Below are 26,313 nucleotides of genomic sequence, written 5' to 3'. Positions count from 1 at the left end.
GAATGAGAAAAACAAAACAACAACTAGAAAAAATCACAAAATATTCAATTCGTAAGTTAACTGTTGGGGTAGGTCCTGTAGCTATCGGAGCCTTCCTTTTTGGAGCCAGTACCCTTTCAGTAGATAAGGTTCAAGCCAATGAAGTTGGCAGTGCTCATAGTGTTCATTACCGTTATTTGGCGGAGCAGGAATTGACCGAGTCTGAAAAAGCCCTGATTCACCATGAGGTTCCTACAGAATTTCAAGATGATGATATTCTCTATGTAGTTTATCGTAAGAAGGCAGCTAACAGTCAACAACTTCCATACACGGGAAGTAGGGAGCTAGCCCTAGCAGGTCTTGGCTTGGCAACGGCTTCTCTAGCAGTCTTTTTAGTGTCCAAAAAAGGTCGCAAAGAGGTTCTAGGTGTTCTCTTGATTGGTTCTTTAGGAGCTAGCACCTTTGTGCCTTACGGGACATTTGCATTTGAAAATAAAGAATTGCTTTCTTATAACCAAACTATTTCGGCTACTACACATGAAGGTTTAGCTGAAGGGATTATTCATATTGATGGCTATGAATACATTGGCTACTTCAAGGAAGCAGAACTCCATCCATCAAGACCAGTTTCTGAGAAGCCTCAGTTGCCAGTCGAAAAGCAAAGTTCAAAAGAAATCGAGAAAACAGAAGTCGTTCAAGAAAGACCTGCTGTCACTCCAGAAACTGTCATCGAAAAACCTGTAGTAGAGAATCCAGTTGCTCCTGCTGTTGAAGAAAAACCAGTTTCTGAGAAGCCTCAGGTTAGACAGGAAGAGAGCTTGGTGGAGATTCCTTTTGAAACGGTCACAAGTTCAGATGCGAATCTAGCAGAAGGAAAGACTCGTATCGTCACAGCAGGAGTAAAGGGTCAGCGTCGTCTTGTAACTAAAGTATCGATGGTCAATGGTCAAGAAGTTAGAGAAGTCATTGAAGACCAAGTGGTTCAAAATCCTGTGCCGCAAGTCATTGCAGTCGGAACTAAGAAAGAGGTGCAACCTGCCCCAACTCCAGTACCACAAACTGAACCAAGCCACCAAGTAGCTAAAGGAACCCAAGAGGCAGGCAAAGAAGGTCAAGCACTAACACAGCCAGAATTGCCAGAGGCTCAAGTAGAAGCAAAAGGAACTCAAGAGGAGGGTAAATCAGGCCAAGCCTTAACACAACCGGAATTGCCAGAAGCCCCAGTAGAAGCAAAAGGAACTCAAGAGGCAGGCGAAGAAGGCCAAGCTTTAGTACAGCCAGAACTTTCAGAGGCTACAGTAGAGTCTAAAGGAACTCAAGAAGCAGGTAAGGAAGGTCAATCTTTAACGCAACCGGAACTACCAGAAGCTATAGTAGAGTCTAAAGGAACTCAAGAAGAAGGTAAAGCAGGTCAAGCACTAACACAGCCAGAATTGCCAGAAGCTCCAATCGAAGTAAAAGGTACACAAGAGGAAGGTAAAGCAGGTCAAGCTCTTGTACAAGAACCGTTACCTGAGTACAAAGTAATCGAGGGAACCCTTGTTGAAACATCGACTACAGACCTAGACTACAAAACTGAAACGACTGAGGATCCAACCAAGTATACGGACGAAGAAACTGTCGTAAGAAATGGTGAAAAAGGTAGTCAAGTTACTAAAACAACTTATAAAACAGTAGAAGGTGTTAAAACTGACCAAGTTCTTTCAACTAGCACAGAAGTAACCAAGGAACCTGTAAACCAACAGGTAAGCCGTGGTACAAAACCAATTGAAGGAACTCTTGTAGAGGAAAGCCTTGAAAAGATTCCATTCGAAGAAAAGATTGAAGAAGATGCTCAACTGAAAAAAGGTTTAGAAGTTGTAGCTCAAGAAGGTAAAGAAGGTCAGAAAAAAATCACTAAGACCTTTAATACTATCAAAGGAGTTAAGACTGAGGAAGCACCAAAAGTAACAGAGGAAATCCTTGAGGCCCCTCAAGACCGAATTTTGAAACGTGGTACTAAGACCTTTGAAAAACCAGTATTGACCATCACTGCAGTTGAACCTAAGGATTTGAAACGGACTTCAGATGTTAAATACAGTCTAGAAAATCCAAGCAAGGCGGCCATTAAATCTATCACCTTAACTCTGAAAAAAGGTGATGAGATTGTGAAAACATTGAATGTTTCACCTGACAACTTAACAGCTAGCCTGACAGATTTGCAATACTACAAAGATTATAAGATTGAAACTAAGATGGTTTATGACCGTGGTGAAGGCGATGAGGAAGTAGTTCTGAATGAAGAACCTCTAAGAATTGACCTCAAAAAAGTTGAAATCAAAAATATCAAAGAAACAAGCTTGATGAGTGTGGACGCTGACGGTAATGAAACAGATACTAGTTTGCTTACAGAAAAACCAGCTGATGTTGCCCCACTTTACCTACGAGTTACAACTCACGACAACAAGGTTACACGACTTGCTGTTGACAAGATTGAAGAAGTAGAAAAAGACGGAAAAACTTTATATAAAGTTACTGCCAAAGCACCAGACTTAGTTCAACGTAATGCAGATAACACACTTAGCGAAGAGTATGTTCATTACTTTGAAAAACAAAAAGCACACGAAGGTGATGTATATTATAGCTTTGACGACCTTGTAAAAGCTATGCAAAAAGACCCGACTGGCACATTTAAGCTTGGTAGTAATATCAATGCTGCTAACGTTAAACCAGCAGGAAAATCTTATGTTACTAATGCTTTTAAAGGAACATTAACAAGCACTGACGGTAATAAATTTACCATTAGTAATATGAACAGACCTTTATTCGGTGATATTGTCGGTGGTACTGTTAAAGATTTACTACTTGAAAATGTAAATATCGACATGTCAGGGACTGATAGGATTGCACCGATAGCAAATGTTATCAAAAATAATGCTACTGTAGAAAACATTAAAGTAACAGGTAACGTTGTTGGTAATAATGATGTATCTGGTGTTATCAATAAAATTGATGGTAGTGGAAAATTAAGTAACGTTGCATTTATCGGTAAAGTACACGCTGCTGGAAATCGAGGTGGTTACTTAACAGGTATCGTCGGTGAAAACTGGAAAGGTATTGTAGAAAAAGCTTATGTTGATGCTGAAATTACAGGTAACAAAGCTAAAGCTGCAGGAATCGTATATTCATCTCAAAATGGTGGCAACAACAGCACTTTAGGTAAAGAAGGTACTCTTCGAAACTCTGTAGCAAAAGGATCTATCGAACTGAAGGAAGCCGTTATGTCTGGTGGACTGTTAGGGACTAACTGGGCACTAGGGGCTATAGAAGACAACATCACTATGATGAAAGTTAAGACTGGTGAAATGGTCTTTGGTCACTCTGATATTGATGCTGATGATTACTTTACATACTCTAGAACGAAGCGCAACTACAGTGTTGAGGGTGTAAGTGAAGGTAAAACAACTTATAAAAATTCTAAAAAAATTCCTAGCATAACTAAAGAAAAAGCTGATGAATTAATTGCTAAAATGGGAATCACTGCTGATAAATTCGAAAGCACACTTCCTATTGAAGACAAACTGAACAATATTGTAAGTAAAGCTGATCAATACAAAAACATTGTTGACTATGATGCATCTCGTGAACTTGCTTACCGTAATGTTGAAAAACTTCAACCGTTCTACAACAAAGAATGGATTGTAAATCAAGGGAACAAGATTCCTGCTGGATCAAATTTATTAACTAAAGAAGTATTGTCTGTAACTGCAATGAAAGGCAATGACTTTGTCACAGACCTTACAGCTGCTGACCACATTATGGTTCACTACGCGGATAAGACAAAAGATATCTTTACGATTTCTCCTAAGGACTCTCAAGTTAAGCAAGTAAAAGAGTATAGTGTTGCTGAGCTTGGTGAAGTTGTTTACACACCAAACATGGTTGTTAAAGATCGTGCTGACTTAATCAGTGCTATCGAAAGTAAATTGAGTCCAGTTGAACTGCAATCTGACGATGTTTACAAACTGTTTGGAAGAAATGGTGATGGAAAAGTTAACGCAGTTAAGAATCTTTATCTAGAAGAAAGCTTCAAGTATGTGAAAGATAATCTTACTCAATTTGTTACGAAGTTAGTGGAAAATGAAGATCACCAACTGAACACAGATGAAGCCGCTAAACGTGCCTTGATTAAGAAAATCGATGACAACAAAGCAGCAGTTCTTCTTGGTTTGTCTTACCTCAACCGTTACTACGGAGTTAAATTCGATGACTTTAACATTAAAGAGTTAATGTTATTCAAACCTGACTTCTACGGTAAGAACGTTAGTGTATTAGATAGAATTATTAATATTGGTTCTAAAGAAAACAACGTGAAAGGTAATCGTACTCACGATGCATACCGCGAAATTATTGCTGGTGCTACTGGTAAAGGAAACCTAAACGATTTCTTAAAATACAATATGGAACTCTTCACAAGTGATACTGACTTAAACGATTGGTTCATAAAAGCAACTAAAGATAATGTATATGTTGTTGAACCGAAAACTACAACACCTGAATTTGCTGATAAGAAACACAGAGCCTATGAAGGATTAAATAATGATGTTCACGGTAAAATGATTCTTCCACTATTAAACTTAAAAGATGCTCATATGTTCTTAATCTCAACATATAACACTATGGCTTACAGTTCATTCGAGAAATATGGTAAAAATACTGAAGCAGAACGTGAGGCATTCAAGAAAGAAATCGATAAAGTTGCTAAAGGTCAACAAAATTACCTAGACTTCTGGTCTCGTCTATCATTAGATAAAGTTCGTAACCAACTGCTTAAGAGCAACAATATGGTACCAACTCCTGTGTTAGATAACCAAAACTATAAAGGAATCAGCACAGATAAATACGGACATACGAATAGTGGTAAAGACGTAGCACCTATCCGTGAATTATACGGACCAACTGATCGTTACCACGCAACTGACTGGCGTATGGGAGCTGTAGCTCGTATTTACGGTAACCCTTATAAGGATGATTCAGTCTTCTTTATGGTTACTGATATGATTAGTGACTTTGGTATCTCAGCCTTCACTCACGAAACAACTCACGTAAATGACCGTATGGTTTACTTAGGTGGTTCAAGACACCGTGAAGGTACTGACCTAGAGGCATTCGCACAAGGTATGTTACAATCACCTGCTGAAACAAGTCCAAACGGTGATTTTAAAGCACTAGGATTGAATATGGCCTACGAACGTCCAAATAATGGAAATCAATGGTATAACACGAATCCAAATGACCTTACTACTCGCGATGAAATTGATCATTACATGAAAGGTTTCAACGATACTCTAATGCTTCTTGACTACCTTGAAGGTGAAGCCGTTCTTGATAAAGGCAGTAAAGAACTAAACAACGCTTGGTTCAAGAAAGTAGATAAGAAACTTCGTGGAGCTAATACGAAGAACCAATACGACAACGTTAGAGATTTAAATGCAGAAGAAAAAGAATATAATTTAACATCTGTTAACGACTTAGTAGAGAAAAACTTCATGACCAAGCACGGTCCTGGTAATGGTCAGTATGATCCAACTGGATTCGGTTCTGCTTATGTAACTGTGCCTATCACTGCAGGTATCTACGGAGGTAACACAAGTGAAGGAGCTCCAGGAGCAATGTCATTCAAACATAACACCTTCCGTATGTGGGGTTACTTTGGATATGAAAAAGGCTTCCTAAATTATGCTTCTAACATGTTGAAAAATGAGTCTAAAAAAGCTGGTCATGCTACTCTAGGTGATGACTTTATCATTAAGAAAGTTTCTGATGGTAAATTTAATACTCTAGAAGATTGGAAGAAAGAATACTTCAGAGAAGTTGTTGAGAAAGCTAAAGCAGGATTTAACCCTGTTACAATCGACGGTACTACTTATAATAGTTATGACGATTTAAAACAAGCATTCTCTGCTGCCGTTGATAAAGATAAAGCTACTCTTAAAAATGGATCAGTTAAATTTGATAATACTGTATCACTTAAAGAGAAAATCTTCAAGAAACTTCTTCAACAAACAAACAGCTTTAAAACTTCAATCTTTAAATAATTTAAATCTCTCATCTGCTTTGCGGATGAGGGTTTTCTTATTTTGTGCTATACTTAAGGTATGCATAGAAAAACAGTGATTGATTTTAGGGCTTTTGGGGAGAGATACACCTTTACCCAGCCTATCAAAGAGTTAAAAACGAGAGATTTAGCAGAAGTGGCAGACTTGTTGGCACAAGTGGAAAGCTACCAAGAGCAGGGCTACTATGTGGTGGGCTATGTCAGCTACGAGGCTGCACCTGCTTTTGAGGAGAAATTAGCAGTTCATAAAGCTCCTTTACTGGCAGAGTACCTGCTATATTTTACAGTTCATGATAGCGTAGAAACATCCCCTATTCCTCTGATTTATGATGAGGTTGATTTGCCTTCAAACTGGCAGGAAGTAACGTCTGCAGCAAACTATGAAAAGGCTATTGCACAGATACATCATCATTTGCGGCAGGGAGACACCTATCAGGTCAACTACACCGTCCAACTCAAACAGGACTTAAGTGCCAATCCTTTTGCCATCTACAATCGCATGGTGGTAGAACAGGAGGCGGGCTACAATGCCTATGTTGAACATGACGAGATGGCAGTGATATCCATGAGTCCAGAGCTCTTTTTTGAGCAAAATGACCGTGAGTTGACAACGCGACCAATGAAGGGAACGACTCAGCGTGGCATGACTGACCAAGAAGATTTGGAGCAGGCCAGTTGGTTGGAACAGGATCCCAAAAATCGCTCTGAAAATATGATGATTGTGGACCTCTTGCGCAATGATATGAACCGTATTTCTGAGGTGGGGAGCGAGCATGTGGAGCGTCTGTGTCAAGTGGAGCAGTATTCTACTGTATGGCAGATGACTTCGACCATCAAGAGTCAGTTGCGAGAGGATGTTGACCTTGTTGAAATCTTCCGTTCTCTCTTTCCTTGTGGTTCCATAACGGGTGCACCGAAAATTGCGACTATGGAAATCATTAAGAACTTGGAGCCACAACCTAGAGGAGTCTACTGTGGAACGATTGGTCTCTTGCTTCCAAATAGACGACGGATTTTCAATGTGGCCATTCGGACTATTCAACTCTACAAGGGGCAAGCTATCTATGGAGTTGGCGGAGGCATTACATGGGATAGCACATGGGAATCTGAATACCGCGAGGTTCATCAAAAGGCGGCAGTTCTTTATCGTAAACAAGCTCGTTTCCAACTGATTACTACAGGGAAAATCAGCCAGAAGAACTTATTGTTTGAAGAACAACATCTGGAAAGACTGAGAAAAGCAAGTCGATATTTTGCCTTTCCTTTTGATGCAGAAGACTTAAGACAAAAGATAGAGGAAGAGTGTCAGGCTTGTGATGATAATCAAGACTACCGTTTGCGAATTAGCCTTAGCAAATCTGGAGAGATAGAAGTCGATCGTCAAGTATTGGAACCTCTTAGTCCAACCTTCTGCCATGTCCAACTCTGTCTTCAGGAATCCAATTTGCAGCAAGCATTTACCTACTTTAAAACAACTCATAGACCGCATTTGAACCTAGGGGAACAAGAGAAGATTTACCATAATAAGTCTGGAGAACTTCTTGAAACATCTATTGGAAATTTGGTTTTGAAAATTGCTGGGAAACTCTACACACCACCTATCAGACTTGGTATCTTGCCAGGAATTTATCGCCAGTATTTACTAGAAACAGGACAGGTAGAAGAGAAAGTCTTGACCTTGAAAGACTTAGCCCAAGCAGAAGCTATTTACGGCTGTAATGCAGTGAGAGGTTTGTATGAGTTATTTATTCAAAAACAAAAATAAGAATTGTAATGAAAAGTTATAAGAACTAGGATTGATTTTTCCTTGAATTGAAGAAATAAATCTGATAAAATAAACATGAAATCGATATCATAATTATGGGAGAAAAAGATGAACAAACGTCTATTTTTAAAAATGAGTCTGGCTACATTGCCAGTTTTGGCTTTGTTTTCACAACCAGTTTTAGCGGAAGAAAACATTCATTTTTCTAGTTGTAAGGAAGCTTGGGCTAATGGCTATTCGGATCTTCATGAGGGGGATCCTGGTTATTCTGCCAAGTTAGACCGCGATCATGATGGTGTGGCTTGCGAATTGAAAAATGCTCCTAAGGGTGCCTTTAAAGCAAAACAAGCAACTGCGGCTCAAACCAACACAACTTCATCTACAACAAGTGGTTGGGTTAAGCAGGACGGTGCTTGGTACTACTTTGATGGAAATGGAAATCCAGTGAAAAATACTTGGCAAGGAAGTTATTATCTGAAAGCAGACGGAAAAATGGCCCAGAGCGAATGGATTTATGATGATTCTTATCAAGCTTGGTATTACTTGAAATCAGATGGATCTTATGCTTACAGTACATGGCAAGGAGCTTACTACCTTAAATCAAACGGTAAAATGGCTAAAGGCGAATGGGTTTATGATGCTACCTATCAAGCTTGGTATTACTTGAAATCAGATGGATCTTATGCTCGCAATGCTTGGCAAGGGAACTACTATTTGAAATCGGATGGTAAAATGGCTAAAAATGAGCGAGTTGATGGAGGTCGCTACTATGTAGATGCCTCAGGTCTCTGGAAACCATAAGTCAGGATAAAATCCAGAAAGTTAATGCAAACCTTTGCATAAACGATTAGTTTTTGTTATACTATATCTGTAAGCATTTTCAATTAATTCATAATGAAAAAGGAGAATATGATGAGTCAAAAGATTATTGGGATTGACCTTGGTGGAACTTCTATCAAATTTGCAATCTTGACAATAGCAGGAGAAATCCAAGAAAAATGGTCTATCAAGACCAACATTTTGGATGAGGGAAGTCATATCGTTGATGATATGATTGAGTCTATTCAACATCGTTTGGATTTGCTTGGATTGGTAGCAGCGGACTTCCAAGGTATTGGAATGGGATCACCAGGTGTGGTTGACCGTGAAAAAGGGACTGTTATTGGTGCCTACAACTTGAACTGGAAAACCCTTCAACCAATTAAAGAAAAGATTGAAAAAGCCTTGGGTATTCCATTCTTCATCGATAATGATGCCAACGTAGCAGCTCTTGGTGAGCGCTGGATGGGTGCTGGTGATAACCAACCAGATGTTGTCTTTATGACACTCGGGACTGGTGTTGGTGGCGGTATCGTCGCAGAAGGCAAATTGCTTCACGGTGTTGCTGGTGCAGCAGGTGAGCTTGGCCACATCACTGTTGACTTTGACCAACCAATCGCATGTACCTGTGGTAAAAAAGGCTGTCTTGAGACAGTTGCTTCAGCAACAGGGATTGTCAACTTGACTCGTCGCTATGCTGATGAATACGAAGGCGATGCAGCCTTGAAACGCTTGATTGATAACGGAGAAGAAGTAACCGCTAAGACTGTCTTTGATCTCGCAAAAGAAGGAGACGACCTCGCCTTGATCGTTTATCGTAACTTCTCACGTTACTTGGGAATCGCTTGTGCTAACATCGGTTCGATTCTAAACCCATCAACAATCGTCATCGGTGGTGGTGTGTCAGCTGCGGGAGAATTCCTTCTACAAGGTGTTCAAAAAGTTTACGATGAAAATAGTTTCCCACAAGTACGCACATCAACAAAATTAGCTCTTGCGACTTTAGGAAACGACGCTGGAGTTATCGGAGCAGCATCACTTGTATTGCAATAAAATAAAAAAGGAGAAAATTGCTTTCCAGAAGCGAGTGATTTTCCTCCTTTCTTTTTTTATGCTATACTAGTTAGGACAATAAATGAGGTGAGAGAGAATGACAAAAGCAGATACGATTTTTAAAGAGAATATTGAACGAATACTCAAAGATGGTGTCTTTTCTGAGCAAGCACGTCCCAAGTACAAGGATGGGACAGTTGCCAACTCTAAGTACGTAACTGGTGCCTTTGCCGAGTATGACTTGGCCAAGGGGGAATTCCCCATCACAACCTTGCGTCCTATTGCCATCAAATCAGCTATCAAAGAAGTGCTCTGGATTTACCAAGACCAGTCAAATAGCCTAGAGGTGCTTAATGACAAGTACAATGTTCACTACTGGAATGACTGGGAAGTGGGGGATACAGGAACCATCGGTGAGCGCTATGGGGCAGTTGTTAAGAAACACGACATCATCAATAAGATTCTCAAACAGTTGGAAGCCAACCCTTGGAACCGCCGCAATATTATCTCTCTCTGGGATTATCAAGCTTTTGAGGAGACAGATGGGCTACTCCCATGCGCCTTTCAGACCATGTTTGATGTCCGCCGTGTAGATGGAGAAATCTATCTGGATGCAACCTTGACTCAGCGTTCGAATGATATGTTGGTGGCCCACCATATCAACGCTATGCAGTATGTGGCTTTGCAGATGATGATTGCCAAGCATTTTGGCTGGAAGGTTGGGAAGTTCTTCTACTTTATCAACAACCTCCATATCTATGATAATCAATTTGAACAAGCTCAGGAATTGCTTCGTCGTGAGCCGTCTGACTGCCAACCTCGCTTGGTTTTGAATGTTCCTGATGGGACTAATTTCTTTGATATCAAAGCAGAAGATTTTGACTTGGTGGATTATGACCCCGTTAAGCCACAGTTGAAGTTTGACCTAGCTATTTAATACTCTTCGAAAATCTCTTCAAACCATGTCAGCGTCGCTTCATCCACAACCTCAAAACAGTGTTTTGAGCTGACTTCGTCAGTCTTATCTACAATCTCAAAGCAGTGCTTTGAGCAACCTGTGGCTAGCTTCCTAGTTTGCTCTTTGATTTTCATTGAGTATAAAAGAATAGAAAAAAGAAGTTGAGACAATAAATCCCAACTTCTTTTGTTTCTTAACGTGATACGCGACGACGAGCTGCTTTTTTACGGTTTTCTTCGATGAAAGCTGCTTTTTGCTCTTCTGGTTCGATTACTTTCTTTTTAAATGCGTATACCGCGCCTGCAAGTGCAGCGACAGTTCCTGCGACACCTGTTACAAGACCTTTAGCGAATCCTTTAGCCATGAGTCTTCCTCCTTTATATTCTCAATCAGCCAGCCTCCTCAAGAGGTCACATTTTTCTGACTGACCTTTTTGTGTTATAATAATAGTAACGAAAAAATGGGAATTTTTCAAGGAAAAAAGATGAAAACAAAAATAATTGTGATTGTTGGACCGACTGCTGTTGGAAAAACAGCCCTTGCTATTGAAGTGGCCAAGCGTTTTAATGGCGAAGTGGTTAGTGGAGATAGCCAACAAGTCTATAGAGGTCTAGATATTGGGACGGCTAAGGCTAGTCCAGAAGAGCAGGCAGCTGTTCCCCATCATTTAATCGATGTTAGAGAGGTAACCGAGTCTTACTCGGCTTTTGATTTTGTTTCAGAAGCTAAGATGGCTATTGAGGATATTCACAGCCGTAGCAAGCTAGCCATTATCGCCGGTGGGACTGGACTTTATATCCAGAGCTTGCTTGAAGGCTACCACCTGGGTGGGGAGACTCCCCATGAGGAGATTTTGTCCTATCGGACTAGCTTGGAGCCTTATACGGATGAGGAATTAGCTCATCTTGTGGCGCAAGCAGGCCTTGAGATTCCTCAGTTTAATCGTCGTCGTGCTATGCGTGTCTTGGAAATTGCCCATTTTGGTCAGGATTTGGAAAATCAAGAGAGTCTATATGAACCGCTGATTATCTGCTTGGATGATGAGCGAAGTCAGCTTTATGAACGAATCAATCATCGAGTGGATTTGATGTTTGAGGCTGGGCTTTTGGATGAAGCCAAGTGGCTTTTTGACCATTATCCAGATGTACAGGCTGCTAAAGGCATTGGCTACAAGGAACTCTTTCCTTATTTCCGTGGAGAGCAGACCTTGGAGGAAGCCAGTGAGAATCTCAAACAGGCTACCCGTCGTTTTGCCAAGCGTCAGTTGACCTGGTTCCGTAATCGCATGCAGGTCACCTTTTATCAGATTGGAGAAGCTGGTGTGAAAGACCGCATTTTAAGCCAGATAGAGGAGTTTTTAGATGATTGATACGGAGAAAAAAGAGGAGCGAGTCCTGCTGATTGGTGTGGAATTGCAGGGTATGGACAATTTTGACCTCTCCATGGAAGAATTGGTCAGTTTAGCGAAAACGGCAGGGGCAGTCGTTGTAGATAGCTACAGACAAAAACGTGAAAAATATGATTCCAAGACCTTCGTCGGATCTGGTAAGTTAGAAGAAATTGCGCTCATGGTGGATGCAGAAGAAATCACCACTGTCATTGTCAACAACCGCTTGACTCCAAGGCAAAATGTCAATCTAGAGGAAGTTTTGGGTGTCAAGGTCATTGACCGTATGCAGTTGATTTTGGATATCTTTGCCATGCGGGCTCGAAGCCATGAAGGGAAGCTCCAAGTCCACCTAGCCCAGCTCAAATATCTCTTGCCTCGCTTGGTTGGTCAGGGAATTATGCTCAGCCGTCAGGCAGGGGGAATTGGTTCTCGTGGACCTGGTGAAAGCCAGTTGGAGCTGAACCGTCGTAGCGTTCGCAATCAAATCACAGATATCGAGCGCCAGCTCAAGGTGGTTGAGAAAAATAGGGCGACAGTCAGAGAAAAACGTCTGGAGTCCAGCACCTTTAAGATTGGTTTGATTGGTTATACCAATGCTGGGAAGTCAACTATCATGAACACCTTGACCAGTAAGACCCAGTATGAGGCAGACGAGCTATTTGCGACTCTCGATGCGACGACTAAGAGTATCCATCTGGGGGGAAATCTCCAAGTAACTTTGACAGATACCGTGGGCTTTATCCAAGATTTGCCGACAGAGTTGGTGTCCAGTTTCAAGTCAACCTTGGAAGAAAGCAAGCATGTGGACCTTCTGGTTCATGTTATCGATGCCAGCAATCCTTACCACGAGGAGCATGAAAAAACAGTCTTGTCCATTATGAAAGACTTGGACATGGAAGATATTCCTCGCCTGACCCTTTATAATAAAGCGGATTTGGTGGAGGATTTTACGCCGACCCAAACGCCCTATGCCCTCATTTCTGCCAAGGCTGAGGATAGTCGTGAGAATTTGCAGGCTTTGTTTTTAGAGAAAATCAAGGAGATTTTTGATAGATTTACCCTGCGCGTGCCTTTTTCAAAGTCCTACAAGATTCATGATTTAGAAAGTGTTGCGATTCTTGAAGAACGTGATTATCAAGATGATGGGGAAGTCATTACAGGCTACATTTCCGAGAAAAATAAATGGAGGTTAGAGGAATTTTATGACTGATATTAAAACGTTGGCTCTAAAATATGGGGGCTATACAAGTCTGGATAAGGTCTATCTGGATCAACTTCTAGCTTGTAAAACAAAGCAGGAGCAGTTGGCACTGATCACACCTCCGCCTAGCGTGGTCAATGCTTACTTTGCAGAACTCTACCAGAAAAAGAGTCCTGAGGCTGCGACGGATTATTTTGCGGAACTCAGTCAGGAACTGAATCTTTACAATACTGAGCCAAGTTTCACTCTCGAAAACAAACCTTTTATTCGGCTTAATCTGTCTGGTAAATCCTTTGGTTTTTGTTATGAGAGTGAGGGTCTGGGTCGAATTTTCTCTGAAAATAAAGAGGTTATTTCAGAAGACTTGCTTTTTGAAATTGCGCAAATTTTTCCCCATCAACTAGTCTTTGAAGAGTCTGGCAAGATTTACATGAAGGCTGTCGGGGACGAGGAAGTTGTGAACGTGGAAAATCTCACAGCTTTGACAGATTTAGAAAGCTTGGCTGATGGTCGTAAGCGTCTCAAAGGCTACAGCCAAGAGGATTTACTGCAAGAAGCTACAGCTTTTTCTGGCAAACGCTATTTCCGATCGGAAAACCGCACAGCCATGTTATATATTGATTAATTAGAAAGTATCGAATGGATATTCAATTTTTAGGAACGGGGGCTGGTCAGCCCTCTAAAGCCCGCAACGTTTCAAGTCTCGCCCTGAAACTCTTGGACGAGATTAACGAAGTTTGGCTCTTTGACTGTGGAGAAGGTACGCAAAATCGCATTCTGGAAACCACGATTCGACCACGTAAGGTCAGCAAAATCTTTATCACCCACTTGCATGGAGACCACATCTTTGGCTTGCCAGGTTTCCTATCTAGTCGTGCCTTTCAGGCCAATGAAGAGCAGACAGATTTGGAAATCTATGGACCTCAAGGGATCAAGTCTTTTGTCTTAACCAGTCTTCGTGTGTCGGGTTCTCGCCTGCCTTACCGTATTCATTTTCATGAGTTTGACCAAGATTCTCTAGGAAAAATCCTTGAGACCGATAAATTCACGGTGTATGCAGAGGAGCTGGATCATACTATTTTCTGTGTTGGCTATCGTGTCATGCAAAAGGATCTAGAAGGGACCTTGGACGCTGAAAAACTCAAGGCGGCAGGTGTCCCATTTGGCCCACTTTTTGGGAAAATCAAAAACGGCCAGGATGTTGTTTTGGAAGACGGAACTGAAATCAAGGCAGCAGACTATATCTCAGCTCCACGTCCAGGTAAAATTATCACTATTTTAGGAGACACTCGAAAAACGGATGCCAGTGTGCGTCTGGCTGTCAATGCCGATGTCCTTGTCCATGAATCGACTTATGGCAAGGGTGATGAAAAAATTGCTCGTAACCATGGCCACTCTACTAACATGCAAGCTGCACAAGTAGCAGTAGAAGCAGGTGCTAAACGACTCCTGCTCAACCATATCAGTGCTCGTTTCCTCTCAAAAGATATCAGCAAGCTCAAAAAAGACGCTGCTAGTGTCTTTGAAAATGTCCATGTGGTCAAAGACTTGGAAGAAGTGGAAATCTAAAAGATTGAGAAAGGAACAGTATGTCTACTATTCTCATTACCGGAGCTAGCGGTGGCCTAGCCCAAGAAATGGTCAAACTCTTGCAAAATGACCAACTCATCTTGCTTGGTAGAAATAAGGAAAAATTAGCCCAACTCTACGGAGACCATCCCCATGCAGAATTGATTGAAATCGATATTACCGATGATTCAGCCTTAGAAACTCTGGTAGCAGACCTCTATCTCCGTTATGGCAAGATTGATGTCTTGATAAACAACGCTGGTTACGGGATCTTTGAGGAATTTGACCAGATTTCCGACCAAGATATTCATCAGATGTTTGAGGTCAATACCTTTGCCCTGATGAATCTGTCTCGTCGTCTTGCGGCTCGAATGAAGGAAAGTCGAAAAGGCCATATCATCAATATTGTTAGCATGGCTGGTTTGATTGCTACTGGCAAGTCTAGTCTCTACTCAGCGACCAAGTTTGCGGCCATTGGTTTTTCAAATGCGTTACGTCTCGAACTTATGCCCTATGGAGTCTATGTGACAACAGTCAATCCAGGACCAATTCGTACAGGATTTTTTGACCAGGCCGACCCAGATGGAACCTATCTCAAGTCGGTTGACCGTTTTCTATTGGAACCAGATGCTGTCTCGCAAAAAATTGTTAAGACCATAGGAAAAAACAAACGAGAACTCAATCTACCGATGTTGTTGAACCTAGCCCATAAGTTTTATACCCTCTTTCCCAAGCTAGCTGATAAGTTGGCAGGGGAAACTTTTAATTATAAGTAAAAAGAACCAATATGCAGGTTGTTGCTAGCCTACATATTGGTTCTTATTATTTCTCAACTATCAAACTGGACTTCTTCTAGGAGATAGTCGATAAAGCGTTCGCCCATCTTAGATAGGCTGGTTTTTTCATGCTGGATATAGACCAGCTCAATTGGGTCATCAATATCTAGTGGGATAGAAACGATATTGTCTCCGTTGAGGTTGCTGTTCAAAATCCCTGTTGCAATGGTATATCCATCCAAACCAATCAAGAGATTAAAGAGGGTGGCACGGTCACTAACCACGATGGATTTCTTGTGGTGCTCTTGAGAAAGAATCTCTTCTGAAAAGTAGAAGGAGTTGTGAGTTCCTTGGTCATAGCTGAGATAAGGGAAGTTTTCCAAATCAGACAGTCTCACCTTGTCTTTCTTTGCCAGAGGATTGGTCTTGCTGACAAAGATATGCGGTTGAGCGGTAAAAAGATGGTGAGCCAGCAGGTGGTTGTCATCCAGCATCTTGGTTAAAACATCTCGGTTATAACTGTTTAAAAAGAGGACACCGACCTCACTACGGAAGTTCTTGACGTCGTCGATAATTTCCCAAGTACGAGTTTCACGAAGGAAGAGCTCGTATTTCTCCATATCGCTTTTCTTGAGTAGAGAAACAAAGGCATTGACCACAAAGGCATAGTGCTGAGACGAAACGCTAAAGAGTTCACGGTGGGCGACAGGATTTTTATAGCGTTCCTCCAGAAGCTGAGTTTGCTCGACAACCTGACGGGCATAAGAGAGAAACTCCATCCCATCACGGGTCAAGGTGATTCCCTTAGGATTACGAATAAAGATTTCAATGCCCATTTCATTTTCCAAATCTCTCACAGCATTGGAAAGACTCGGCTGGGTGATAAAGAGTTGCTTGGCTGCCTCATTCATGGAGCCAGTTTCGACGATTTTGATAATATAGTGTAATTGTTGAATTCTCATGTTTTTATTGTACCACACTTGTGTCAGAATCGCCAAAGAAGATAGGAAAATCAGGAGCATTGTGTGAGTCTCTGTAAAGTAGTTAAGAAGAAACTTCTAAATCATTTAGTAAATAAGATTAAAAATTTTCCTCGAAAATAAGAAACTTGCACGATTTACTCATTACTTAGCCAATACTAGAGTTTATACTAGTTATTGTAAAGATGATCATCCAAAAGAAGGAAGGAGGCAACCTTATGGCTAAAAATACAAGTCGTTCAGAGATTGATTCTCTAAGTTTTGAGGTTGAAAACCAAGAACTTTCTACTAAATTAGAAGCTAGTGGTACACAGCTTTTAAAATGACACTAGCAGGTCTCTGTGGATTGTATTTCACCTATTCCTATGAGTGTACGAGAAATAATGTTCGTTGTTAGATAAAACAAAAGGAGAATTCTAGTGTTTTATTACAAAACATTGACAACATTTTGATTTGGTGTTATATTTACGGGGAGAAATACAAATAAAACAAGACAACTTTGAGATTGATTCTTTGGATTATGGAAATTAATAGCCAAGAATTGGATGGAAAATCTGCTGCTGGGTAGGATACGGCTGTTAGATTAACAGCACAGGGGTGCTGTGCTTGGTGGTTTGCATATTCTTATGAATGTATTTCGCCAAACGTGCGCTGTGGATAAAACCACCTCTATTCTTTGACAGGAGGATAAAATGGAAGGAATTATTGGAACACTAGAATTCTATGCACCTGTACTGGTCTTAGGAGTTGTTGTCATAGGGATTGTTTACTTTATGAAAAAAAGAAACGATCGCAAATAATCAACATCAACCGATACCTGAAAAAGGCATCGGTTTTTTATAACTTGAATATATTGCACAAAATACTCATGGCAAACCTTGAAAGAAACCGTATAATGAGAGCGTAATAAAGAAACGGAGGAATGAAATGATGAAACAGCTTATCGTGACAGGATTAACGAAAACATTTGGTCAAGGGGATAATATCGTTTATGCTTTATTAGATGTGAACTTATCCGTTGAAAAAGGTGAATTTCTGGCAATTATGGGAGCCAGTGGTAGTGGAAAAACAACACTCCTCAACTGTATTTCAACGATTGATAAACCAACATCAGGTGAGATTCGATTTGAAGATTTTGACATCATAAATGCTAAGGAAAATGAACTAGCTGACTATCGTGCTAAAAACATTTCCTATATTTTCCAAGCCTACAACTTGGTGGAAACCTTGACGGTCTATGAAAATATCGTTCTACCTCTTCAAATTCAGGGGAAAAATATCAAAAAACATCAGGATAAGATTGAGGAAATTTTGGATAAGTTGGCCATCCAAAACTTAAAAGATAAGTTTCCTAATCAGTTATCAGGTGGTCAGCGACAACGTGTGGCAACTGCTAGAGCCTTGATTGATGATTCTAAACTGATTATCGCAGATGAGCCGACAGGAGCCTTGGACTCTGCCAATTCTGAAAAACTGATGGCGCTTTTGCAGGAAATCAATAAAAGTTTTGGTATTACCATTTTACTGGTTACGCATGACCCTGCTGCAGCAAAGTATTCCTCACGGATGGTGCTACTTAGCGATGGAAAGATTATGGATGATTTGGAACGTAACAGCTTATCTAATGAACAGTATTTGCAAGAGATTTACAGCCGTACCAGATAGGAGGGGGAGAGTATGTATCCAAAATTGATTTTACGAAATGTATTTCGAAATTTACAGACCTATACCATCTATTTTTTCAGTCTGACCTTGATTTATAGCTTGCTCTACGCTTTTAATGCTTTACCAAGCCATCCAGTGATGCAAAGTTTATCAGGAGCAAAGGAAACGTTGACGACGGTGATGAGCCAGTACATTGGTTTGCTTTCCTATCTGATTCTATCGGCGATTGCCTTTCTCATCGTTTACGCCACAAATTTTGTGCTGGGACGGCGCAAGAAAGAGTTGGGACTTTATGCAACGCTGGGAATGAAGAAGAAGCAGATTATCCGTACCCTGTTCTTTGAAACCATGCTGGTCAATATCTTTTCCTTGATTCTAGGTTTCTTGCTTGGAGTGATCTTACTGGTCATTCTAGCTAAGATTGCATCTGAGTTTTTCATGGCCAATTACTTTGGTAGTATTCTTTTCTTTGATAGTAAGTCTGTCATCTTACTAGTTTATTCCTATTTGGTAACCAGTTTTATTGTTGGTGTCATGGACATTATCACTTTTAGAAAGCAAAATATCATTGCACTCATTCAAGAAAATGGGGTCAAGAAATCTGTCTTGGCAAAAGGCAAGCCAGTTCTTCAAGCACTTCTCTTTATTCTTTCGACAGCTGTTATCGGTTTTGGTGCTCTCTATTTTTCAGACTATCACCATCTATCACTCTTGAAAAGTTGGGGTATCTTGCTGGTATCTGTCTTCGTGATTTTTGTGATTTTGTTTTACAATACCTTGAGCCATTTTATCTTGGTCTCTCTTAGAAAACTGCCTCAAACCTACTATAACAAACTAAACACTTTTAAAATTCGTCAATTTTCAAAACAAGCTGATAGTAATTCGGTCACGTTGGCTGTCTTATCCTTGACTCTGACCTTGGCACTCAGCTTGCTCGTTTTTAGTGGTAGTGCTTATACGACTATGAATCGAGAGCTGAACAAATACTCACCTTATGACGTAACTGTCAATCTCTACCGTGGTAAAGAGTTTCAATTTTCTCAGGAATCTGTCAAAGACAGATTGAAAGCCGATGGCTTTGACTTTAATGTCATCAAAGAGGAGTACAGCTGTCCTATCTATTCTAGTGATTTAACCTATAAAGATTTGATTGATACTAGCAATCTCTGGGAGCATGATAAGAAACTTCCTGAATCAAAAGTACCGATTTTAGGAATTTCTGCCTACAATCATCTCCGCAAACTGCAAGGGAAAAAAGCGGTTGACTTGGCAGAAAACCAATTTCTAGTCAATGCCAATTATAAAGGAACTGCCAAGCAGATCCAGGACTTTCTATCAACGACAAAAATCCTCATGATTAACGGTCATTCTCTCAACCTTGCCTCTTCAAAGCCACTTGAAACAGTTTATTTTTTATCTTCAGTAACTACAAATGACTCAGGAACCTTGATTGTACCAGATACGGTAGTAGTTGGATTGACGGAAGACCACACGACCTATGTTGCCAATTTCAAAGAAAACATTGACAAACGGGAAGTAGAAACATTCTTGAGTCAGTGGATTGAAAAATACTACTTCACTCGTGATGGAGCAGAGTTGAATCCGTTCGTCTATCAAACGAAAGGAAGAATTTCTGAGATTTACCTTGGGTTTATGGGCGTCATTGTCTTTGTCATGATTTTTGTCAGTGTTATTTTTATCATTATTTCCCTCAGTATCTTGTCTCTTCAAACTTCTACAAGTGCTTTGGATAGTGTTAATGATTATCAAATCTTATATCTTCTTGGGAACAAGAGAAAGCAAAATCGCTCTATTCTTTTGCAACAGATTCTAAGTTATTTCTTGGTTCCGCTGGTCATCGCAGGCCCGCTAGCATTTGCCTTGAGCACCGCTCTTTTGGGCTATTTTGAAAATTTCGCTAATACTAGCATTTCTATTGATATCACCTATCTGGGAGTAGCGGTTTTACTCTTTGTTCTTTACTTGCTAGTGACTTACAGAGTAAGTTGGCAAATTATTGAAAATTAAGTCAAATACCAGAGTTGCCTATCCTGCAATTCTGGTATTGTGTTATAATAATATTAAAGTAGTTCAGAAAGTGGATACATATGAAACAGTTAGTCAAATCGCTCTCGAAAAACTCACTTTTATTGTGGTGGTTGACGATTTTGAATTATCTAGCTTTAATGATTTATATTTATTATAGGACCCCTCTGGACTTTTCGACAGATTTTTCCTTGCAGATGGTTTTATTGCTGATTATTGCTTTAATTGTATTTAGCTATATTTGTAATATTGTGACCTTTCGGTATAGTGAGTTGAAACTCTGGTTGCTCCTGATGATGTTTCTCATTAGCTGGCAATCCATATTTAATCAAGGAGTTGCGAGCACCCTGTTGCACTTTTTTGATATTCTTCATCCGCTCAACTCTTTTTTATTGGTGTATAGTTCTCTGTCTATTATCTTTCTGGGAGAGAAAATAGGAGAAGAACTGTTGAGTGTGTCCTTTGTGTTGACACTAATCACCATTAGTTCGTATCTGTTAGGTCCTTCAATTTTTCTATTTCTGTCCTTGTTTGCGTCTTTCTTTTTAAATCTTGTTCCCTTGATTTTACTGATTTTATATCATAAAGAGTTGAAAAGTAAACTCAAGTATCAGAGACGAAATTTGTGGATATTAGCTTTGATATTGCCTCTTTCTTATTTCTTTTTGTATATCAAGACGACGGGCTCAGGAGTGATGAACCTAGTCTGGTATCTGGAAATTGTTGGCATTTTAGCTTTTTTACACTTCAAAACAATTATCAGCTCTCTTCAAAAAAAGGTATCAGAGTTAAAATTGTCCTATATAAAAGCTTTTTCACGCTTGTTTTTACTGGTTATGTTTTTGTTAGTAGGCATTTTCATCATCTTTCGTCTAGATTTAAACACGAGCTTTTTGGTCTTGAATATCATGTTACTATTGTTCGGGATTTGTTCGGAAGAATTGATTCGCCTCTTTCGTTCTGCTGAAATGCTAGATGCTAGGGATTATGTAAAAGTTCTCTTTTTAAAGCGTAACCGTATGGTGAAAAGTCTGCTGGCAAATGAAGACACAGAACAACAGTTCTCCGAATTTCTTCACAATGAAATCCTGCAAAATGTGATGGCGATAAAAAATTTCAATAAATATAGTAGCAATCAAGCTTTTGGTGAACAGATCAATCTGGTGACAGAGGAGTTGGTTCAGCGGATTCGCGAGCGGATGGATTATTATCAGCCAATTGTAGAAACAGATGAGCAGTTAGACATCCAGTATCAAGGGCTGATTAATCGGATTGTCAAGCGCTATCACGCAGAAAATGAAGTCGTCACACAGTTTCCTGCACACTTTAGGCTTTTATCTCCTTACGATAAAATTGCCTATCGTCTGGTTGAGGAGTTGGCGACCAATGCCGTTAAGTACGCTAGTGGTGGAAGGATTTCTTTGAAGATTGATGTGCATGATGACGCTATTTTTATCATTTCTGAAAATAACTGCCTTCAAACAGAAAAATCCTTAGGTTATGGCTTGAAAAATATGTCTAATAAAATTAGTGTTTTAGGTGGTCAAATGCAGATTTTTGAAAATAATAAGAGATTTCGTGTAGAAATTACTCTCCCGATTGATAAGGAGTTGTGTTATGAAAATTTTGTTAATTGATGATCATAAATTATTTAGCCAAAGTATCAAGATGATTTTAGAGTTATCGGAAAACATTAAAAAGGTCCAGTTAGTGGATAATTTTTCGACTATTTCGGAGATTGCTTTTAATGACTACGACATTATTTTGATTGATATCAACCTGACGAGTCTGTATCAAGATGATGGGCTGACCTTGGCACAAGAGATTATCGACAATGGTTGTTCTAGTAAGGTTGTGATTTTGACAGGTTACAGTAAAAAAATGTATGAACACCGAGCTAAAGCTATGGGAGCTTATGGCTTTCTAGATAAAAGTATGGATCCAGATGAGTTGGTGAAAAAACTGGAAAAGATTTATCTAGGTGGTAAGGTCTTTTCAGATGAAGTGATGGTAGAGGTGCTAACACCACGAGAAATCGAGATACTAGAACTGGTTAGAAATGGCTTGACCATTGATGATGTCTGTGACAAGGTCTATGTGAGTAAACGTACAGTTTCCAATCACTTGGCCAATATCTTTTCAAAATTAGGAGTGGCTAACAGGCAGGAGGCGATTCATATCGCTGAGCAGTTGGGCTATTTTCCACCAGATTAAAAAGTTGCAGAAGATGCAGCTTTTTTAATTTCTGTGCTACTTCTTGTGTGGTCTCTTCTTGAAAAAAACACAAAATTTTGCTAGAATGAGTCTTATGAAAACATTCTATGATGTGCAGCAATTCCTCAAACGATTTGGTATTATTGTTTACATGGGAAAACGCTTATATGATATTGAACTGATGAAGTTGGAGCTCTCTCGAATTTACGATGCAGGGTTGATGGACAAATTAGACTATCTAGAAGCAGAAGCGGTTCTTCGCAGAGAGCACAAGGTGGAATTGGATTATATTGAGAAAAATGGAGAAAAGAACTAATGGTTACTTGGATTTTGTGGGCACTTATACTAGCAATGTTGGCATGGATGGGCTTTAACTATCTTCGTATTCGACGTGCGGCTAAAATTGTGGACAATGAGGAGTTTGAAGCCTTGATTCGTACGGGTCAATTGATTGATTTGCGAGACCCAGCTGAATTCCACAGAAAACATATCCTTGGTGCCCGCAATATTCCTTCAAGTCAGTTGAAGACTAGTCTTGCAGCTCTTCGTAAGGATAAACCAGTCCTTCTTTACGAAAACCAACGTGCGCAACGTGTCACAAATGCGGCCCTTTACTTGAAAAAACAAGGTTTTACTGAGATTTATATCCTTTCTTATGGACTGGATTCTTGGAAAGGGAAAGTCAAAGTTGAGAAATAAGAAAACGAGCTTGGATGTTTCCGAGCTCATTTTTTAACCACTTTTTCTGAGAAAGTCACGAATGCTTGCTAATTCTTGGGAGTTTAGGGGACGATAGTCTCCTGCTTGAAGATTCTCATCCAAGCTCCAAGGCCCGAAATGGGTGCGTTTGAGGGAGGTTACCTTGACACCAACTGAGAGGAACATTTTTTTTACCTGATGAAATTTCCCCTCTGAAATGGTAATAGAGGCTTGACTGTGGGAAGGACTTGCAGATAGAATCTCTAGTCTTGCAGGTTTACAGATAGTGCCATCTAAAAAGACAATTCCCTTTTGAAAGGCTTGGATATGGTCAGGTGTCAGAAGTCCATTAACCTCAACTTGATAAGTTTTATCTACATGATATTGGGGATGGAGGAGCTGAAAGCCCAAAGGACCGTTGTCAGTCAAGAGGAGGAGTCCCGTCGTATCTCGATCCAGTCGACCGACAGCATAGAGCTTGTCAGACTGGATGTCAGGCGGAAGGAGGTCCATGACGGTTGGAAGCTCCTTGTCTTTGTTGGCTGTGACGACACTAGCAGGCTTGTGAAGCATAAGATAGGTGTGATCATAGCCTCGAATGATACGGTCCTGAAAAAGGAGTTCCTGTAGTCCTGTATCGATATTTTGGGCTAGGGAGCGGGCTGGGCAACCATCGACGAGAATTTCCTCTTTGAGTAAGGCTTGTTTCATGGCCTTTCGGCTGATTTTTTCTTGGGCTAATAAATTATCTAAACGCATACTGTGCCTATCTTATCATAAGTCGCTTGCTTTGAAAAGGCTTGACGTGAAAAGAAAAGCGGAGTGAAAACATTTACACTTGCTTGAATTATGTTATTTACTTGAAATTATGGTATAATCGTTCAGTTAGAAAATAAATTTTGAATATTATAGAGGAAATCATGACAAAATTAAGAGAAGATATCCGTAACATTGCGATTATCGCCCACGTTGACCACGGTAAAACAACCCTCGTTGACGAATTATTGAAACAATCAGAAACGCTTGATGCACGTACTGAATTGGCTGAGCGTGCTATGGACTCAAACGATATCGAAAAAGAGCGTGGAATTACCATCCTTGCTAAAAATACAGCCGTTGCCTACAACGGAACTCGTATCAACATCATGGACACACCAGGACACGCGGACTTCGGTGGAGAAGTTGAGCGTATCATGAAAATGGTTGACGGTGTTGTTTTGGTCGTAGATGCCTACGAAGGAACAATGCCACAGACTCGTTTCGTATTGAAAAAAGCCTTGGAACAAGACCTTGTCCCAATCGTGGTTGTCAATAAAATCGATAAACCATCAGCTCGTCCAGCAGAAGTAGTGGACGAAGTATTGGAACTTTTCATCGAGCTTGGTGCAGATGACGACCAGCTTGACTTCCCAGTGGTGTATGCTTCAGCAATCAACGGAACTTCTTCATTGTCAGATGACCCAGCTGACCAAGAAGCTACTATGGCACCAATCTTTGACACGATTATCGACCACATCCCAGCTCCAGTAGATAACTCAGATGAGCCTTTGCAGTTCCAAGTGTCACTTTTGGACTACAATGACTTCGTTGGACGTATTGGTATCGGTCGTGTCTTCCGTGGTACTGTTAAGGTTGGGGACCAAGTTACCCTTTCTAAACTAGATGGTACAACTAAAAACTTCCGTGTTACAAAACTCTTCGGTTTCTTTGGTTTGGAACGTCGTGAAATCCAAGAAGCCAAAGCAGGTGACTTGATTGCCGTTTCAGGTATGGAAGATATCTTTGTCGGTGAAACCATTACTCCGACAGATGCAGTAGAAGCTCTTCCAATCCTACATATCGATGAGCCAACTCTTCAAATGACTTTCTTGGTCAACAACTCACCATTTGCTGGTAAAGAAGGTAAATGGGTAACTTCTCGTAAGGTAGAAGAACGCTTGCAGGCAGAATTGCAAACAGACGTTTCCCTTCGTGTTGATCCAACGGATTCACCAGATAAATGGACTGTTTCAGGACGTGGAGAATTGCACTTGTCAATCCTTATCGAAACAATGCGTCGTGAGGGATATGAACTTCAAGTATCTCGTCCAGAGGTTATCGTAAAAGAAATCGACGGTGTTAAATGCGAACCATTTGAACGTGTACAAATCGACACTCCAGAAGAATACCAAGGGTCTGTTATCCAAAGCCTTTCTGAACGTAAGGGTGAAATGTTGGATATGATTTCAACTGGTAATGGTCAAACTCGTTTGGTCTTCCTTGTTCCAGCGCGTGGTTTGATTGGATACTCAACTGAGTTCTTGTCAATGACTCGTGGTTACGGTATCATGAACCATACCTTCGACCAATACTTGCCATTGATTCCAGGGGAAATTGGTGGTCGTCACCGTGGTGCCCTTGTTTCTATCGATGCTGGTAAGGCTACAACTTACTCAATCATGTCTATCGAAGAACGTGGTACGATCTTTGTCAACCCAGGTACTGAGGTTTATGAAGGCATGATCATCGGTGAAAACTCTCGTGAAAATGACTTGACAGTTAACATCACTAAGGCTAAACAAATGACTAACGTTCGTTCAGCTACTAAGGACCAAACAGCGGTTATCAAGACGCCTCGTATCTTGACACTTGAAGAGTCTCTTGAGTTCTTGAACGATGATGAGTATATGGAAGTAACGCCTGAGTCTATCCGTTTGCGTAAACAAATCCTTAACAAGGCAGAGCGTGAGAAAGCTAACAAGAAGAAAAAATCAGCTGAATAAGAGCTAGAAAGAGATAAAGATGGTTTATTTAATCATAGGACTCCTCTTATTACTACTCTATGTATTTGCGACACCACAAAGCATTAAAGGGACAGTCAATATCGTCCTTGTCGTCTTTGCTTTCGTAGCACTTTTGATTTTGCTCATGTTGTCTGTTCTGCAAATCTTTCAGCTACCGACAGAATTCTTTATCGCAATCGCCATGCTCTTCCTAGCATACTTTAGCTTGCGAGATATTACCCTCATGTCGGTTTATAAAAGTAAAAAAAGATAAAGAAGAGAGTTTCAGCTCTCTTTTTTTGTAGAAATTTTACAATAGTTTGAATTGCCTTTTACTATA

Annotated in this window: 24 protein-coding genes; 19 read left to right on the top strand and 5 right to left on the bottom strand. The window is 40.3% G+C overall.

Annotation, left to right across the window (positions count from 1 at the left end; all coding sequences use genetic code 11):
- Positions 1 to 2 precede the first annotated feature (2 nt).
- The 5 genes from ACWPV5_RS05790 to ACWPV5_RS05770 all read left to right on the top strand — a co-directional run bounded on the left by ACWPV5_RS05790 (position 3) and on the right by ACWPV5_RS05770 (position 10,650).
- Entirely contained in the window at positions 3 to 6,056 is a 6,054-nt protein-coding gene (locus ACWPV5_RS05790) for a ZmpA/ZmpB/ZmpC family metallo-endopeptidase (RefSeq protein WP_454382803.1), read from the top strand.
- A 60-nt stretch (positions 6,057 to 6,116) separates the two neighbouring features.
- Positions 6,117 to 7,841, top strand: a complete 1,725-nt coding sequence (gene pabB, locus ACWPV5_RS05785; protein ID WP_454382801.1) for an aminodeoxychorismate synthase component I — start codon at positions 6,117 to 6,119, stop codon at positions 7,839 to 7,841.
- A 108-nt stretch (positions 7,842 to 7,949) separates the two neighbouring features.
- A complete protein-coding gene (locus tag ACWPV5_RS05780; protein WP_454382799.1) occupies positions 7,950 to 8,642 on the top strand; it encodes an excalibur calcium-binding domain-containing protein in 693 nt (230 codons plus the stop codon).
- 111 nt (positions 8,643 to 8,753) lie between these two features.
- Positions 8,754 to 9,713, top strand: coding sequence for an ROK family glucokinase (locus ACWPV5_RS05775; protein ID WP_454382797.1), 960 nt, complete (start codon positions 8,754 to 8,756; stop codon positions 9,711 to 9,713).
- Between the two features lie 97 nt (positions 9,714 to 9,810).
- Complete coding sequence (locus tag ACWPV5_RS05770; RefSeq protein WP_454382795.1) at positions 9,811 to 10,650, top strand: thymidylate synthase; 840 nt, start codon at positions 9,811 to 9,813, stop codon at positions 10,648 to 10,650.
- On the opposite strand, the gene ACWPV5_RS05765 is transcribed toward ACWPV5_RS05770, so the two are convergent.
- The gene (locus tag ACWPV5_RS05765; RefSeq protein ID WP_261192132.1) at positions 10,647 to 10,805 is read right to left on the bottom strand and encodes a chlorohydrolase; all 159 of its coding nucleotides are present in this window, start codon (positions 10,803 to 10,805) and stop codon (positions 10,647 to 10,649) included. The two genes, ACWPV5_RS05770 and ACWPV5_RS05765, sit on opposite strands and share 4 nt — an antisense overlap.
- Before the next feature lie 59 nt (positions 10,806 to 10,864).
- The gene (locus ACWPV5_RS05760) at positions 10,865 to 11,035 is read right to left on the bottom strand and encodes a DUF3042 family protein (protein WP_001051777.1); all 171 of its coding nucleotides are present in this window, start codon (positions 11,033 to 11,035) and stop codon (positions 10,865 to 10,867) included.
- 120 nt (positions 11,036 to 11,155) lie between these two features.
- Between ACWPV5_RS05760 and miaA the strand changes: the two genes are divergently transcribed.
- The 5 genes from miaA to ACWPV5_RS05735 are packed head-to-tail and all read left to right on the top strand — an operon-like array spanning position 11,156 to position 15,607.
- On the top strand, positions 11,156 to 12,040 hold the full coding sequence (miaA, locus tag ACWPV5_RS05755) for a tRNA (adenosine(37)-N6)-dimethylallyltransferase MiaA (protein ID WP_454382793.1): 885 nt from the start codon (positions 11,156 to 11,158) through the stop codon (positions 12,038 to 12,040).
- Positions 12,033 to 13,271: a GTPase HflX gene (gene hflX, locus ACWPV5_RS05750; protein WP_454382791.1), complete on the top strand. Its 1,239-nt coding sequence runs from the start codon at positions 12,033 to 12,035 to the stop codon at positions 13,269 to 13,271. The genes miaA and hflX overlap by 8 nt, the downstream gene beginning before the upstream one ends.
- Positions 13,264 to 13,887, top strand: a complete 624-nt coding sequence (locus ACWPV5_RS05745) for a cystathionine beta-lyase (RefSeq protein ID WP_454382789.1) — start codon at positions 13,264 to 13,266, stop codon at positions 13,885 to 13,887. Before hflX ends, ACWPV5_RS05745 begins: the two co-directional genes overlap by 8 nt.
- Positions 13,888 to 13,901: 14 nt before the next feature.
- Positions 13,902 to 14,831 carry a ribonuclease Z gene (rnz, locus tag ACWPV5_RS05740; protein WP_138335584.1) on the top strand — a complete coding sequence of 310 codons (930 nt, stop codon included), beginning with the start codon at positions 13,902 to 13,904 and terminating at the stop codon, positions 14,829 to 14,831.
- 20 nt (positions 14,832 to 14,851) lie between these two features.
- Positions 14,852 to 15,607: an SDR family NAD(P)-dependent oxidoreductase gene (locus ACWPV5_RS05735; protein WP_454382787.1), complete on the top strand. Its 756-nt coding sequence runs from the start codon at positions 14,852 to 14,854 to the stop codon at positions 15,605 to 15,607.
- 53 nt (positions 15,608 to 15,660) lie between these two features.
- On the opposite strand, the gene ACWPV5_RS05730 is transcribed toward ACWPV5_RS05735, so the two are convergent.
- Positions 15,661 to 16,569, bottom strand: coding sequence for a LysR family transcriptional regulator (locus ACWPV5_RS05730; protein WP_044813012.1), 909 nt, complete (start codon positions 16,567 to 16,569; stop codon positions 15,661 to 15,663).
- 710 nt (positions 16,570 to 17,279) lie between these two features.
- Between ACWPV5_RS05730 and ACWPV5_RS05725 the strand changes: the two genes are divergently transcribed.
- The 3 genes from ACWPV5_RS05725 to ACWPV5_RS05715 all read left to right on the top strand — a co-directional run bounded on the left by ACWPV5_RS05725 (position 17,280) and on the right by ACWPV5_RS05715 (position 20,280).
- On the top strand, positions 17,280 to 17,387 hold the full coding sequence (locus ACWPV5_RS05725) for a QVPTGV class sortase B protein-sorting domain-containing protein (RefSeq protein ID WP_004256158.1): 108 nt from the start codon (positions 17,280 to 17,282) through the stop codon (positions 17,385 to 17,387).
- 130 nt (positions 17,388 to 17,517) lie between these two features.
- Positions 17,518 to 18,252 (top strand): ABC transporter ATP-binding protein, encoded by a 735-nt coding sequence (locus tag ACWPV5_RS05720; RefSeq protein ID WP_454383438.1) that lies wholly within the window; start codon positions 17,518 to 17,520, stop codon positions 18,250 to 18,252.
- A gap of 12 nt (positions 18,253 to 18,264) precedes the next feature.
- The gene (locus ACWPV5_RS05715; RefSeq protein ID WP_454382784.1) at positions 18,265 to 20,280 is read left to right on the top strand and encodes an FtsX-like permease family protein; all 2,016 of its coding nucleotides are present in this window, start codon (positions 18,265 to 18,267) and stop codon (positions 20,278 to 20,280) included.
- 239 nt (positions 20,281 to 20,519) lie between these two features.
- On the opposite strand, the gene ACWPV5_RS05710 is transcribed toward ACWPV5_RS05715, so the two are convergent.
- Positions 20,520 to 20,672, bottom strand: a complete 153-nt coding sequence (locus ACWPV5_RS05710; protein WP_238395603.1) for a hypothetical protein — start codon at positions 20,670 to 20,672, stop codon at positions 20,520 to 20,522.
- A 534-nt stretch (positions 20,673 to 21,206) separates the two neighbouring features.
- Between ACWPV5_RS05710 and ACWPV5_RS05705 the strand changes: the two genes are divergently transcribed.
- From ACWPV5_RS05705 to ACWPV5_RS05690, 4 genes are all read left to right on the top strand, one after another.
- Positions 21,207 to 21,935, top strand: a complete 729-nt coding sequence (locus tag ACWPV5_RS05705; protein ID WP_454382782.1) for an ATP-binding protein — start codon at positions 21,207 to 21,209, stop codon at positions 21,933 to 21,935.
- The gene (locus ACWPV5_RS05700) at positions 21,916 to 22,512 is read left to right on the top strand and encodes a response regulator (protein WP_454382780.1); all 597 of its coding nucleotides are present in this window, start codon (positions 21,916 to 21,918) and stop codon (positions 22,510 to 22,512) included. The genes ACWPV5_RS05705 and ACWPV5_RS05700 overlap by 20 nt, the downstream gene beginning before the upstream one ends.
- Before the next feature lie 85 nt (positions 22,513 to 22,597).
- Complete coding sequence (locus tag ACWPV5_RS05695; RefSeq protein ID WP_001808324.1) at positions 22,598 to 22,828, top strand: YqgQ family protein; 231 nt, start codon at positions 22,598 to 22,600, stop codon at positions 22,826 to 22,828.
- Complete coding sequence (locus ACWPV5_RS05690; RefSeq protein WP_084889930.1) at positions 22,828 to 23,211, top strand: rhodanese-like domain-containing protein; 384 nt, start codon at positions 22,828 to 22,830, stop codon at positions 23,209 to 23,211. The genes ACWPV5_RS05695 and ACWPV5_RS05690 overlap by 1 nt, the downstream gene beginning before the upstream one ends.
- 33 nt (positions 23,212 to 23,244) lie before the next feature.
- On the opposite strand, the gene ACWPV5_RS05685 is transcribed toward ACWPV5_RS05690, so the two are convergent.
- Positions 23,245 to 23,970 (bottom strand): 16S rRNA pseudouridine(516) synthase, encoded by a 726-nt coding sequence (locus ACWPV5_RS05685; RefSeq protein ID WP_454382777.1) that lies wholly within the window; start codon positions 23,968 to 23,970, stop codon positions 23,245 to 23,247.
- Between the two features lie 161 nt (positions 23,971 to 24,131).
- Here ACWPV5_RS05685 and typA point away from each other — a divergent pair, with 161 nt between their 5' ends.
- Both typA and ACWPV5_RS05675 read left to right on the top strand, forming a co-directional pair.
- A complete protein-coding gene (gene typA / locus ACWPV5_RS05680; protein ID WP_000164111.1) occupies positions 24,132 to 25,973 on the top strand; it encodes a translational GTPase TypA in 1,842 nt (613 codons plus the stop codon).
- A 19-nt stretch (positions 25,974 to 25,992) separates the two neighbouring features.
- The gene (locus ACWPV5_RS05675) at positions 25,993 to 26,247 is read left to right on the top strand and encodes a DUF3165 family protein (protein WP_454382767.1); all 255 of its coding nucleotides are present in this window, start codon (positions 25,993 to 25,995) and stop codon (positions 26,245 to 26,247) included.
- Positions 26,248 to 26,313 lie beyond the last annotated feature (66 nt).

The organism is Streptococcus sp. Marseille-Q7156 (assembly GCF_965119495.1).
This window is presented reverse-complemented; position numbering and strand designations above follow the sequence as displayed.